The 13362-nt window shown below is 37.5% G+C and carries 13 protein-coding genes; 3 read left to right on the forward strand and 10 right to left on the reverse strand.

What is annotated here, in order from left to right:
- Positions 1–37 precede the first annotated feature (37 nt).
- From H3R25_RS06935 to H3R25_RS06945, 3 genes are all read left to right on the forward strand, one after another.
- A complete protein-coding gene (locus tag H3R25_RS06935; protein ID WP_187158555.1) occupies positions 38–667 on the forward strand; it encodes a matrixin family metalloprotease in 630 nt (209 codons plus the stop codon).
- 28 nt (positions 668–695) lie between these two features.
- A complete protein-coding gene (locus H3R25_RS06940; protein WP_198194694.1) occupies positions 696–1343 on the forward strand; it encodes a histidine phosphatase family protein in 648 nt (215 codons plus the stop codon).
- Positions 1344–1555: 212 nt separating this feature from the next.
- Positions 1556–2173, forward strand: coding sequence for a matrixin family metalloprotease (locus tag H3R25_RS06945; RefSeq protein ID WP_198194695.1), 618 nt, complete (start codon positions 1556–1558; stop codon positions 2171–2173).
- Between the two features lie 70 nt (positions 2174–2243).
- Here the strand turns inward: H3R25_RS06945 and H3R25_RS06950 are convergent, their stop codons facing one another.
- The 10 genes from H3R25_RS06950 to H3R25_RS06995 form a co-directional block, all read right to left on the reverse strand.
- Positions 2244–2954: an ABC transporter ATP-binding protein gene (locus tag H3R25_RS06950; protein WP_122034135.1), complete on the reverse strand. Its 711-nt coding sequence runs from the start codon at positions 2952–2954 to the stop codon at positions 2244–2246.
- Complete coding sequence (locus H3R25_RS06955; RefSeq protein WP_198194696.1) at positions 2955–3737, reverse strand: ABC transporter ATP-binding protein; 783 nt, start codon at positions 3735–3737, stop codon at positions 2955–2957. It lies immediately after the preceding gene.
- 3 nt (positions 3738–3740) lie between these two features.
- Complete coding sequence (locus tag H3R25_RS06960) at positions 3741–4697, reverse strand: branched-chain amino acid ABC transporter permease (protein WP_046305924.1); 957 nt, start codon at positions 4695–4697, stop codon at positions 3741–3743.
- A gap of 8 nt (positions 4698–4705) precedes the next feature.
- Positions 4706–5584, reverse strand: a complete 879-nt coding sequence (locus H3R25_RS06965) for a branched-chain amino acid ABC transporter permease (protein ID WP_046305923.1) — start codon at positions 5582–5584, stop codon at positions 4706–4708.
- A gap of 48 nt (positions 5585–5632) precedes the next feature.
- Complete coding sequence (locus tag H3R25_RS06970; RefSeq protein WP_198194697.1) at positions 5633–6829, reverse strand: ABC transporter substrate-binding protein; 1197 nt, start codon at positions 6827–6829, stop codon at positions 5633–5635.
- A gap of 399 nt (positions 6830–7228) precedes the next feature.
- The gene (locus H3R25_RS06975) at positions 7229–9040 is read right to left on the reverse strand and encodes an FtsX-like permease family protein (RefSeq protein WP_198194698.1); all 1812 of its coding nucleotides are present in this window, start codon (positions 9038–9040) and stop codon (positions 7229–7231) included.
- Positions 9041–9068: 28 nt separating this feature from the next.
- Complete coding sequence (locus H3R25_RS06980; protein ID WP_198194699.1) at positions 9069–10895, reverse strand: FtsX-like permease family protein; 1827 nt, start codon at positions 10893–10895, stop codon at positions 9069–9071.
- An 11-nt stretch (positions 10896–10906) separates the two neighbouring features.
- Positions 10907–11656: an ABC transporter ATP-binding protein gene (locus H3R25_RS06985; protein ID WP_198194700.1), complete on the reverse strand. Its 750-nt coding sequence runs from the start codon at positions 11654–11656 to the stop codon at positions 10907–10909.
- 149 nt (positions 11657–11805) lie between these two features.
- Positions 11806–12420: an ECF transporter S component gene (locus H3R25_RS06990; protein ID WP_109715047.1), complete on the reverse strand. Its 615-nt coding sequence runs from the start codon at positions 12418–12420 to the stop codon at positions 11806–11808.
- Positions 12421–12547: 127 nt separating this feature from the next.
- Positions 12548–13336 carry a DUF4931 domain-containing protein gene (locus H3R25_RS06995; RefSeq protein WP_198194701.1) on the reverse strand — a complete coding sequence of 263 codons (789 nt, stop codon included), beginning with the start codon at positions 13334–13336 and terminating at the stop codon, positions 12548–12550.
- Between the last annotated feature and the right edge of the window lie 26 nt (positions 13337–13362).

A 13362-nucleotide genomic window follows, 5' to 3' on the forward strand; every position in this document is an offset into this window, starting at 1 on the left:
ATCCTCGAATAACATAAAGTAACGGAGCTGATAAATCATGAGGAACTTTCGCCATTTTTTAAATAAACTAACTTACGCTTTAATAGCAGTTATCGCACTTAGCGGCTGCTTTGAACCACTCGGCAACAATCTTTTGTCCAGTATGCCAAATCAAGTCGTTTATGCAAAAAAGGCTAAAAAACGCGCCAAGAAGTCAAGAAAAGAGACCGCTTCTGCTGAATGGAAATGGGCTCAGCCTAAAGCCAGTGTTTATATTGACCTAGATGGTGATAAAAACCTGACCGCAGCTGCCAACCATGCAATTCAAGTGTGGAATGACACCGGAGCATTCACTTTTACTAAAACCAAAAACAAAAAGAAAGCTGATATTACAATAGAAAGTGTTTATAGTCCAAACACTACTTATGCTGGCTATACAACTTTTCACTTCTATGTAAAATCAGGACTATTATTCTCTGCTGACACTAAATTAAACACCTTCTACCTTGACAATTTCTCAAGCTACAATTACAGTTATGAACGAGTTGTCAACACAGTTGAACACGAGCTGGGACACGCAATTGGACTTAAGCACAATAACGGACAATCAGTTATGTATCCAACTGGCTCTATCTATTCTATTCAAGAAACAGATATTGAAGCTGTCAAAAAACTTTACAATAAATAAGTATATTAAAAAAATCTAAGTAGGTAAAATGAAAAGAATCTATATTGTCCGCCACGGTCAAACTTATATTAATCGCTACAACAAAATGCAAGGTTGGTGCGATACACCATTAACTGATAAGGGAATTGCTGATGCTAATGAAGCTGGTGAAACCCTTAAGAACGTTTCATTTGACATTGCTCTTTCTAGCGACTTAAAACGTGCTAGTGATACTTGTGATATTATCATGTCACACAACACTAATCGTGACACGTTGCAACATATAGCTTCCCCATTTTTCCGCGAACACTTTTATGGTTACTTTGAAGGTATGGATTCTGATGCAGCATGGCAAATGATTGCTGGACCTCATGGTTACAAAAATCATTATGATTTGTTCCAAAAGGAACCACTTGATAAGGTTAAAGACTGGATTAAAGAGGCAGATCCCTTTCATGATGCTGAAAATGCAGAAGAATATTGGAAACGACTCGATCAGGGCTTCAAATTGATTAGTCAGCTTGATGGCGCTGAGAACATCCTACTTGTGACCCACGGTTTTACCATCCGTAGTATTGCAGCAAAGTATGGTGACTTTGATATTAGCGAAGGCCCCCGTAATGCCTCAATCACAATTATGAATATGACTGACAAAGATAAAAAAGTAATTTCCTATAATAAAATGAAATTATCTTAATTACACTTTTCTATCTATGGATATCCTCAATTATTTTGATAATTGAGGATTTTTATTACCCTAAAGCACTTATTTAGCACACCTCCAAGCGCCATCATCAATTCATACTCAGACTATTCAATAATAAAATAAATTGATAATTTACACGCTTTAATTGGTTTACTGTTATAATTATCATTAATATTGTAGTAGTAAGTAAAAAGGTAATTAAGATGAAAAAAAGCCATCATTTTATTAAAAAATCATTCTATGCACTATTTGCTTCAATAACTCTCATCGGATCATTTATTCTAAACAGTGGTCCCAATTCACCCAATTCTTTTAATCAAATCACCTATGCTAAAAAGACTAAAAAGGCTAAGAAAGTTAAGAAGGTACCACACCGCAGATGGAACAAAGCCAAAGCTTCGATTTACCTTGATTTAGGGAAAAATGACGATTTAATTGCCGTAACTAATGATGCAATTAAAGAATGGAACGAGACAGGTGCATTTACGTTCACAAAAACTAAGAATAGGAAAAAGGCTCAAATCACTGTTGTACCTTGGTATAATTCAGAAACCCGCTATGCAGGTTACACTCATTGGCGCTATTACGTAAAAAGCCACCGTCTCGTTGCTTCAACTATCCAGTTAAACACATATTACTTGTGTGATTTTGCAGATGATGCTGAGCGCTACCAACAAGTACTTCAAGCTATCGAGCATGAGCTAGGACATGCAATGGGGCTTGATCATAATACAAAGGTGCCATCCGTCATGGACACTGAAGGAAGATACCCTATTCAGCCAGTCGATGTTAAAAACGTTAAGAAACTCTACCGTAAATAAAGCTTGCTCCATAAATTAAAAGACCATTCATGTTTTTAGTGAATGGTCTTTTTACTCTTAAAGTAACTGCTTAGCCACCGAAGTACACTTTCTGCACTTCCGGATTAGCTAATAGTTCCTGTCCTGTACCAGTTAATTCAATTTTACCAGTTGCCAATACATATCCTCGATCAGCAATCGAAAGTGCTTGCTTAGCATTCTGCTCAATCAACAAGATTGTTGTACCCTTTTCATTCAGCTCTTTAATAATCTTAAAAATTTCCTGAATATACAAAGGTGACAGTCCCATCGATGGTTCATCAAGTAAAAGTAATTTAGGTTTAGCCATCAACGCACGACCAATAGCCAACATTTGTTGTTCACCACCTGACAGAGTTGCAGCATCCTGATTTTTACGCTTTTGTAAAATTGGAAAACGTTCAAAAATTTCTTGATAACCCTTGTTCACTTCACTACCATTTTTTTGTAAAAAGGCACCCATCTGTAGGTTTTCCATTACCGTTAGTCCGGAAAAAATATGCCGTCCCTCTGGAACTTGTGAAATCCCGTCTAATACTATTTGCGGAGCCTTTTCTTTAACAATGCTCTTACCCTGATATGTGATTTGACCATCCTTAGGTTTAAGTAGTCCAGAGATTGTTTTAACAATTGTCGACTTGCCGGCACCGTTTGCACCAATCAAAGTCACAATTTCGCCTTCATTTATTTTGAAACTTACCCCTTTAACAGCTTGGATAACACCATAGTTAACGGACAAGTTTTCAACTTCGAGCATTGCCATCTAGACTTCACCTTCTCCCAAATATGCCTCAACTACTTTATTATTTGTCCTGATTTCCTCAGGGGTACCAGTTGCAAGTAATTCTCCTTGATCGAGAACATAAATGCGTTCAGCCAAGTTCATAACAAGAGACATGTCATGCTCAATCAATAAAACAGTTATGCAAAACTCTTTTTGCACCCGCTTAATTAGGTTAGTTAAATCTGCTGTTTCCTCTGGATTCATTCCAGCAGCAGGTTCATCTAAGAACAAAATTTTAGGCTGTGTTGCCAAGGCTCTAACTATTTCTAAGCGGCGCTGCGTTCCATAAGGTAGATTTTCAGCTAATAATGCTTGGCTATCTGTTAAATCGAAAATGTCTAGCAGTTTTTCTGCTGCTGCTCTCATTTCCTTTTCAGTTCGATAATAGCTTGGCAAACGAAAAACAGTTGTCAAAAATCCTTCTTTGTACTTATTTGTCATGGCAGTTAAAACATTGTCCATAACTGTTAAATTTTTGAACAAACGAATATTCTGAAAAGTTCGTGACAAGCCTAAATCAGCAATTTGGACAGCATTCTTACTGGTTAAATCATAAGTTTGCTTGTCAACTCGTAAATCTATTTTGCCGCTAGTTACAGGAACCATCCCTGTTAATAAGTTAAACAGCGTTGTTTTACCAGCACCATTTGGACCAATAAGGGCAACCAATTCATGTTCATCTAGATGAAGTGAAACATCGTTAACTGCGGTTACACCACCAAATTTACGTACCGCGTGTTCTACTTGCAGTAAATGCTCCATGTGCTAGCCCCTTTCCTTTTTACCAAAATGTTTACCAAGATTCTTTAATGAAAATTCCCAGTTACCGAGCAGTCCTGATGGCTTGAAGATCATAATTAAAATCAGTGCAATTGCATAAATAACCATTCTTAGCGCACCAAAGTTTTGTAAGACCGTATCTAACACGCCTAAAACAACTGCTGCTAAAAATGTTCCGGTCATACTACCAACACCACCTAAAACAACAATTACAAGAATCGAAATAGACTCCATAATTCCAAAGTTTGATGGTGAAATAGTTTGGATATAGGATGCATGCAAGCTACCAGCAATCGCAGCTGTTGTCGCACCAATAACAAAAGCGGCTACTTTCCACTTTGTAGTGTTAATTCCCATCGCTTCAGCAGCAATTTCATCTTCACGTACAGCTTTAATTGCTCGTCCGTTTTTAGATCTAATAAAGTTCATCAAAACTAGGGTCGTTAAACAAACCAAAATATAAACAGTTGGCCAAGAGCATAGTTGAGGAATATTAAACATCCCCGCTGAGCCACCAGTAATCTTCAGGTTATTGATGATGTTACGAATAATTTCAGCTGCACCTAAAGTCGCAATTGCTAAATAATCACCCTTTAATCGAGTAAACGTTGCTGTTCCGACAACTAAGGCAATAAGTGCTGCAAGCGCCATCCCAACCAGCAATGACACAATAAAACCTAGTTCAGTGCTTACGTGCTGGGTAATAATCGCGGTTGCATATGCACCAATTGCCATAAAACCAGCGTGTCCAAGTGAAAATTGGCCACTAAAACCGATAATTAAATTCAATCCTGTTGCCAAAATAATATTGATTCCGATTGTGACCAACATATTTTCAATAAAGTCATCAATCACGCCTACCATAATCAACGCATTGATTAGATAGAAGCCCGCAATCATAATTACAAGCCACGACAAGATGTATTTCAAATTTGCTTTCATTTTGCCACCTAAACCTTTTCTTTAGTATTTTTGCCAAAGATACCGGCTGGTAAAAAGAGCAAAATAACAATTAAGACAAAGTAAACGACAGCATCTTTGTATGCAGATAAACCGATTGATTGGAAAAATGTTTCCAAAATACCAATCAGGAAGCCTCCTAGTGATGCACCAGGTACTGAACCAATTCCGCCCAATACGGCTGCCACGAAGGCCTTGATTCCCGGTGTCATTCCCATCAGCGGATCAATTTGGTTATAGTACATCCCAATCAGAATACCGCCAGCACCGGCTAAGGCCGAGCCTAAGGCAAAAGTAAATGAAATCGTATGGTTCACATTTACACCGACTAACTCAGCTGCATCTGGATCAACCGAAACTGCTCTCATTGCTCGTCCCATTTTGGTTTTTTTGATAATTACCTGCAGCAAAACCATTAAGATCAACGCTGTAGCCAAAATCAAAATTTGAATATTAGAAATGACAATGCCACCAATGTTGTAATTAACTTGTTCCATTACTTGGGGAAAGCTGCGTGCATTAGAGCCTACTAAATATGACATACCATTTTCTAGCAAAAACGATACACCAATAGCAGTAATCAAAACAGCGATTCTAGGTGACTTACGTAGAGGTCGATATGCAAAATATTCAATCACTACACCAGCTAGTGCACTAACAATCATTGCTGTAAGTAGAGCGGTAATAAAGTTAAAGTGCCAAAGGCTAATTACGTAGTAGGCACAAAATGCCCCTAACATGTAAATATCACCATGAGCAAAGTTAATTAACTTAATAATGCCGTAAACCATGCTATAACCCAACGCCAACAAGGCATATATCGAGCCTAATGATAAGGCATTGATAATTTGCTGTAAAACTATCTGCAAATTTGATCGCTCCTTTGAAATATCTCTATTAACTAAACGTGTTTTTCGTTAATCAACCTTGTAAGAATTACTGATTTTTCCGTTAGTCATTTCCTCAGTTATGATTGGTCTTTCAGGGTTGTGCTTTTTATCAATCGTGATTTCGCCAGTAACGCCCTTGAAGTTCTTAGTCTTGGCTAAGCCTGCAGTAATCTTGACTGAATCATCTGATTTTTGTGTTTCAATTGCATTTTTAACTAGGTATACCGCATCATAAGCAAGTGCTGAGAAGGCAGGAGCATCAGTGTGGTAACGTGCCTTGAAAGCCTTCATAAACTTCGACGCAAACGGATCCTTAGCTGCAACACGAGTAGAAAATGGTGTGGTGTAGAAAATATTTGTGGCATTCTTGGGACCTGCGATTTGTGGTAACTTCGGATCAGCCATTCCGTCACCACCAACGATTGGAACCTTGATACCCATTTGACGTGCTTGCTTGATGATCAAACCTACTTCAGTGTAGTAACCAGGAACATAAATCGCATCAACGTTTTTCGACTTAAATGAAGTTAAAACAGCGTTAAAGTCCTTATCACCTGCTGAGTAGGTTTGGTTAGCAACTACCTTACCCTTATATGTATTTTGGAAGGCCTTAGCAAGTCCTGTTCCGTAATCACTTGAATTATCAGCGTAAATAGCAACACGCTTGGCCTTTAATTTATCCATTACGAATTCTGCTGCTTTAGTTCCTTGGAAATTATCTTGGAAGCAAGCACGGAAAACATACTCTTGAACCTTACCGTCTTTTTGTAAAGTATATTTTGAATCCGTTGCTGATGGACTGACACTTGGCACAGCTGCTTTCGTAATATTTGGAATTTCAGCAGTACCTGCACTTGTGGTTGCAGGCCCAACAATTGCCGCAACCTTGTCCTTAGTAGTTAACTGAGCTGCAACAGAGGATGAAGTAGCAATTGCCGACTTATTGTCACGTAAAATCAATTTAATTTTCTTCTTGTGGCCATTAACGTTAATTCCACCGGCTTTATTGATTTCATCAACTGCAAGTTGGACACCTTGTCTTTCCGCATTACCATAACCGGCAGCAGCTCCAGACAGCTCTAAATTGGCACCAATTTTAACAATATCATGTGCTTGGGTTGTTCCCTTGCTACCACTGTTTTTAGCAACGGAACAGCCCGCCATCATAAATGCAGCCGCTCCTAATGTGACAGCACTCATTACTTTTTTAGTAAACTTACTCATTTTTTCTCCTTTGACATTTACCTACAAAAATACCTCATTCAACTTAATGAATGAGGCGCTAGGTCATTTATGAGTTAAGCCCCATTCATCAAGAAGCAAACAAGGGCTCAACTTTACAAACTGCATTCAGCAATCTACTTAGGTTAAGTCCTACTTGACAACAAGGCAATAATTATCTTTTGCGTATTGACTATTCTAATATTCTTTTTATTTAATTTTGTAATTTTCATTAAAATAGCCTCCTCAAAATTTAATTTAACACTTAGAATTATAGGTATCTTGTTTTTGGGTGTCAAGAAATATTTTAAAAATAATTTAATTTAACCAAAAAATCTTGAATGAATAGTTAGCTTTCTCAGCAAAAATAAAAAGCTGTAATCTCACTGATTACAGCTTTTTTCACCCTTTTGTTAAAACAAGTTTTTCATACAATTTGACTGTTAATAAATAATAAAATGAATAAAGAATAATAAAAATAGTAAACGGAATCCAGATACTACGGTATGGGTTTTCTAACAAATCTTTGAAAAGTTGAAGTCCAAAAAGAACATCAATCACACCTAGAAGTGCTGGTAAGAGAAAAAGAACACCGATTTCTGCTTTGATAGAACGCCGTAGTAGCTGTTTCCTTGTCCCCATTTGGTAGAGCATCCGGTACTTCGCTTTATCGCCAGCAGCACCACTTAAAACTTTAAACATTAATGTTGAAGCAAGCATAGTCAAAAAGGCAAAGCCAAGAAAGAAGCCCATGAATTCAAACGAACTACTGTAAGCAAGTGAGTTGCCGTAAAAAGCCGCTTTAGACTGAGGCACGAGGGCGGAAAAAGCAGGCTTTTCTTTTACTTGCTGACTTTCCATTTTAGCGATAATAGGATAAGCCTGGCGAAAATCTTTAACTCGAAGAAGACTAACAAAGTTTTTCTGACCACTAAGTTTGCTTAACTCCTTTGACGAGACAAGCTTAACTTTTTGCTGGCCATGGTTTGGAACCATCCGCATAAAAATAGTATTATCTATTGCATTGCTATCAGATATTTTATTTACTTGCAGTGCTTTAACAGTATATTGAGTGACACCTCTGTTATTGGAATAATTAACACTAACATATTTCACTGGCTGTTTCGAAAGTTCAGCTTGATCAAAGTAAAGAACTTTTTTGGTTTCCTTGTAATGGTAGGTCTGTTTACTAATTACATCCAGTTTTGACTCGGCCTTTTTGACGGCAGAAGAATTGCTAACAATTGTTGCATCGTAATAAACAGACTGCGTTGCTAAATCATTGAGCGAATCAAAGTTCAAACCAACGGTGATTGCACCAAGTGCTAGAGCAAACAGCAAAGAAATCATTGTCAAAACTCGAGTATAGCTTTGCAGCCGGAATTTCAGCTGCCCCAGCGTAAACATGCGAATGCCATGGTAAGAGAAACTTTTCCTTTTTAGCAAAAGCCCCACAAGCGAACTAAATACTGCAGCAAAAATCAAGTATGAACCAATTACAATTGTTACCAAAGCGGTTGGAATAATTTTAAAAACTTGCTCCTTTGGCAGTGTCATTACGTAATAACCTATTGCCAGTAAGAAAACACCGCCTGCTGCTTCGATTACTCGTAAAAATGGGCGATAGCGAAATTTTACTGGTGCCTGATCTTCATGCAACAAAGTAATAACAGGCGTGTGCGTTAACTTATATACGTTAGCCAAGGCCACCACCAAAAATATTACTAAGAAAAACGCAATCGTAATTATAATCGCATTAGGTAAAATGGCCTGAAAATGTGGTATTTCTAAGCCTAACTTGCTAATCAGTATTTTTAGACTAATCCAGGTTAAACCAAACCCAAGTATAAGTCCTAAAAAAGTGGCTAAAAGACCAGTGATTAGGGTTTCACCAAAAATCAGTCGCCCTATCCTAGTGCTTTTAGCACCCAGCATCATGTACATGCCGTAATCATGCTTACGCATGCTGAGTAAAAACGTATCAGCATACAATAAATAGACTAAAGTAATAATGACTAATAAAACAATGCCAAAAATAAAAATATATTTTAAGTAATCTGTTCTAACGTGGATGTCATTTTTTATGAAGGCTGGGTTAACTGCAATTGCTAAAAACATATAGAAAACCATGCTAGCAACAGTTAAACCAGAAAACAAAACCAGATAGTCCTTTAGCCTGCTTTTTATTCCCGTTAAAGACAACTTCCAAATCATATGCATTCCTCTTTCCTAAACTAGGAGCTCATTCTCCTTTGTTGAGAACACTATCCGATTTCAAAACGATTTTTTCATATAACTTCACTGTTATTAGGTAATAGAGGACGTACAAAATGATAAAAATTGTAAATGGAATCCATAAGTTGTGGTACGGGGCTGGAAGGAAAACTCTAAACATCTGTAAACCAAATAGAACATCGATTACGCCTAATATTCCCGGTAAAATGAACAAGATACCAATCTCATTTTTAATTGAATTACGTAAGACAGACATTCTAGTGCCCATTTCAAACAACATCTGATAGCGAATTTTATCGCTAGCAGCACCCGTTAAAATTTTAAACATTAAAGTAGAAGCAAGCATAGTTAAGAAAGCAAAGCCCAAGAAGAAGCCCATGAATTCAAAGCCACTGCTAAAGTTCATAACTAGCTGATAGGCTCCTGCCTTACTCGATTGGTAAACATTGGCATAATTTTTGCTTTCTTCTAGCTGCTGCTTTTCAATTTTTAAGAGGATTGGATAGTCTTGCTGAAAATTCTTTACGGTTAGAAGGGTGACAAACTGCTTGTCGCCCTTTAAACTAGCCCACTTTTGCTGTGAAACCAAACGAATAGGTTTATGGTGCTTAGCAGGAAGCATTGAGTTCAAAGCGTTATTAGCAGTTGTTCCCTGCTTAGCCAGATCAGCAATTTTCAAATTTACTGTCTTATAAGCTGGTGTGTCATTTTTGACATAGAATTCATTGTTTTTGACTGGATTAGCACTGAATTCAGCCCGCTTAAAGTACAAATACTTTTTGTTTTCTTTATAATGATATGTTTGTTCATGCTTGATATGCAGCTGTCTCTTAGCTTCTTGAACCGCAGAAGAGGAACTTACAATCGTCGTGTCATAATATGTGCTTGCAGTAGCTTGATCTTTAAGTGTACTAAAGTTCAATCCCACCGTGATTGCTCCTAAAGCTAAGGCAAAGAGTAGCGAAATAATTGTTAAGATCTTGGTGTAGTCATGAATCCGAAACTTTAACTGACCTAGTGTAAACACCCGGATTCCGCGGTAAGAAAAGTCTTTTCGCTTTAATAGAAAGCCAATAAATGCACTGAAAAAAGAATTAAATGTAAAGTATGATCCCGCTACAATCGTCACTAAAGCAACTGGAATGATAATTAAAATCATTGCTGCGGGAAGACCGAGCGTATAGTAACCTATGGCTAGCAGAACTAGGCCAGCAATTGCTTCTACTGAGCGCAGCCCCGTTTTATGACTCATTTCAGCTGGCTTTTGCTCGTCTTTCAAAAGGCTGATTACTGGTGTACGTACTAATTTACGTGCATTTTTGAGCGCGCCGAAGAGAAACATTAAAGTGAAAAAGATTAATGTCCACAAAACGGCATTAGGCAAGATGGGACTAAAATGAGTAACCGTTAAACCCAATTTATCAATTAGTAATTTAGCAACAACTGTGGTCAAGCCAAAGCCCAGAATAATGCCAGCTGAAGTGGCTAAAATCCCAGTAATCAATGTTTCTAGGAAAATTAGCAACCCAATCTTGCTACTCTTGGCTCCTAGCATCATATACATGCCATAGTCGTGCTTACGCATGCTCAGCAAAAACGAATTAGCGTAAACAAGATAAATCATTGAAATAATGACTAGTAATACAATGCCAAAGCCAAATGTAAATTGAACATATGAAGTTGAGGTTTGAATATCGTTTTTGATAAAGGCCGGATTAATTGCAATGGTCAAAAACATGTAAAAGATCATGCTTGCAACAACCAAGCCAGAGAATAAGACCGTATAATCCTTAAAACGATTTTTGATTCCTGTTAAAGATAATTTCCAAATCATATTCGTTTCCTCTATTCATCGGTGTCTAAATGATCAATCAATAAGTGATAGAACTCTTGCCGCGACAGCTCGTTTTTCAACATTTGCTTACCAATCTTACCGTCTTTAATAAAGAGAATTCGACTGGCAAAACTAGCGGCAAACGGATCATGAGTAACCATCAATGTTGTAATGCCATCATTTTGATTCAAATCTTCCATTGTATCCAATAATTCGCGTGCACTCTTTGAATCAAGCGCACCAGTTGGCTCATCTGCAAGTAAAATTGCTGGTTCATGAACTAAAGCTCTGGCTGCTGCTACCCTTTGCTTTTGACCTCCGGAAACCTCAGCAGGATACTTGGCTAATATTTGCTCAATTCCAAGTCGTCCAGCAATTCGATCGATTAACGGATCAATTCGCTTAGTTGATATTCCACGCAAACTTAGCGGCAAAGCAATATTTTCGCGATTTGTTAAGTTTTCCAGCAAATTAAAGTCTTGAAAGATAAAGCCAATTTGCTTACTTCTAAAATCGGCTAATTGATTGGCGTTTAACGTACTATTATCGTCATGATTAATAAAAACATGACCACTTGTTGGCTTATCGAGAGTTGACAAAATGTTAAGCAGGGTCGTTTTCCCTGAACCTGAAGCACCCATAATAGCCACATACTCACCCGAATTAACCGTGAAGTTAATGCCCTTTAGTGCCTGATATTGCTTTTCGCCGCGCTTACCATACGTTTTGGTTACCTGCTCTACACGTAGTATTTCAGTCATGTTTTCTTTTCCTCCTATTAGTCACTGTGTATTATATATCTAATACACTAATCCTGTTTTGATATTTTGTCAAACAAAAAAAGCACTTACTTAAGTAAGTGCTTTTATCAGCTAAGTTTTGCTGTACTTCTAGCATATAAAATTAAGCTTTAGCCAATTCTCTTCATCACTTTTTTTAGTGGTATCACAATAATCGGTGTAACTATTGCTGTAAAAATTGCTTCAATCAAGCCGTTCATCCCTAAGGCAATAATCAAAGCCTCGATTAATGGCGTTCCTTTGGCAAAATTGCCCATATAACCAATTAGTCGACCTGAATCATTCATAAAAACAAGGCTGGTTAATAATATGACTAAGACTGTATTGGTTAAAGAGGTAACCGCACCTGCAATTGCATAGCTGGCTTCTCTTATTCCATTTTTCTTATTCTGAAAGAGTTTGCCTATTAGACCAGGAAAAAGTCCAGCACACACACTTGGAATTACTGCGATGAAAACATTTTGAAAGAGCATCAAGCTGACAATATCGCCTGGCTGTGTAAACGCCAAGATCAATCGTAAAATTCCCCAAAACAAACCAAAAACCGCTCCAGCCACTGGACCCATTAATAAGGCGTAAATTGCAACTGTTAATGGCGCAGTCGTAATTGCAGGTAACCCAGGCAGGATACGAATGTAACCAATGTTAGGAACAAAAGTCTGAAGTAAAAAAAGTGCGATGAATAAAGCTGTAATTGCCATGTTTCTTGTTTGTTCTCGTCTCATGTAAGTTTTCTCCTTAATAACATTTCGCTATTATATTGCTAAACTTTTTAAGTCGCAAACAATTATATTGGTTGCTAAGACCATGATAATACAGGTTTAAACTCTAACTATCCTTATATGCTTTTTCCTAATCCTGTTCTTCTTCAAAAAAGGCTCTAAATTGCTCGGCCTCTTGGAGCAATTTTTCACGATTATCGACCTGCGATAACTTATAACCCACAAAATAAGGTGAAGCAGCAAATCGTGCAATTAGCTTAGCACAAATTTGGCCACCTTCACGCGGATAAAAGAATAAATTATAGGAATCACAACGCCCCTTTGACACCACATTTAACATGTACTTGGTTCCCGCTTGAATCCAGTCTGCCCATAAGTCAACACTAGACAAATCACATAAATTAAGATTTAATTCAACATAGCCATGAATTGGGGCAGTTGAAACGTTAACCTCAACTCCAGCTTCATCAAAGAGGGTTATACCCTTAAAATTAGCTTCATCAATGTTCCGATAGCCGTCTTGCTTTTCTAGTCCAACAATTTGCATGTGTGGATGCACAAGTGAGCCACCTGAATTTGGACCAAAGTTCTTATACCATAAAACGGACTTGAACTGTTTTTGTGCCCTCATCTTATCGAAACAGCTCAGAGAAAACCGAATTAATTGTCGATTGAACGCTTTAGAATAGGTCGCAATATCACCATGATGATCACTCGACTCAATTAGAACAGTTTGAACCGTATCACGTAGCGTTGGATACTTATTACGCAACCAGATCATGTCACCATTTTTTTGATAGATATTTTCTAAACTGTCAACTTCACAAAATGGACAGCCCGAATTATTCTTTACTTTACGATATGAATTAGGTTTATTTTTTGCAATATTTACATCAAAAATTAACGGGTCAATATCCATCATATCCTCCAAAAAATTCTATCTTA

This window comes from Lactobacillus sp. M0390 (assembly GCF_016102085.1).
GTDB lineage: Bacteria > Bacillota > Bacilli > Lactobacillales > Lactobacillaceae > Lactobacillus > Lactobacillus apis.

What these genes read in the sequence shown, in the direction of transcription:
- H3R25_RS06935 (WP_187158555.1), top strand. Translation starts at nt 38, where the DNA reads ATGAGGAACTTTCGCCATTTTTTAAATAAACTAACTTACGCTTTAATA.
- H3R25_RS06940 (WP_198194694.1), top strand. Translation starts at nt 696, where the DNA reads ATGAAAAGAATCTATATTGTCCGCCACGGTCAAACTTATATTAATCGC.
- H3R25_RS06945 (WP_198194695.1), top strand. Translation starts at nt 1,556, where the DNA reads ATGAAAAAAAGCCATCATTTTATTAAAAAATCATTCTATGCACTATTT.
- H3R25_RS06950 (WP_122034135.1), bottom strand. Translation starts at nt 2,954, where the DNA reads ATGGCAATGCTCGAAGTTGAAAACTTGTCCGTTAACTATGGTGTTATC.
- H3R25_RS06955 (WP_198194696.1), bottom strand. Translation starts at nt 3,737, where the DNA reads ATGGAGCATTTACTGCAAGTAGAACACGCGGTACGTAAATTTGGTGGT.
- H3R25_RS06960 (WP_046305924.1), bottom strand. Translation starts at nt 4,697, where the DNA reads ATGAAAGCAAATTTGAAATACATCTTGTCGTGGCTTGTAATTATGATT.
- H3R25_RS06970 (WP_198194697.1), bottom strand. Translation starts at nt 6,829, where the DNA reads ATGAGTAAGTTTACTAAAAAAGTAATGAGTGCTGTCACATTAGGAGCG.
- H3R25_RS06975 (WP_198194698.1), bottom strand. Translation starts at nt 9,040, where the DNA reads ATGATTTGGAAGTTGTCTTTAACGGGAATAAAAAGCAGGCTAAAGGAC.
- H3R25_RS06980 (WP_198194699.1), bottom strand. Translation starts at nt 10,895, where the DNA reads ATGATTTGGAAATTATCTTTAACAGGAATCAAAAATCGTTTTAAGGAT.
- H3R25_RS06985 (WP_198194700.1), bottom strand. Translation starts at nt 11,656, where the DNA reads ATGACTGAAATACTACGTGTAGAGCAGGTAACCAAAACGTATGGTAAG.
- H3R25_RS06990 (WP_109715047.1), bottom strand. Translation starts at nt 12,420, where the DNA reads ATGAGACGAGAACAAACAAGAAACATGGCAATTACAGCTTTATTCATC.
- H3R25_RS06995 (WP_198194701.1), bottom strand. Translation starts at nt 13,336, where the DNA reads ATGGATATTGACCCGTTAATTTTTGATGTAAATATTGCAAAAAATAAA.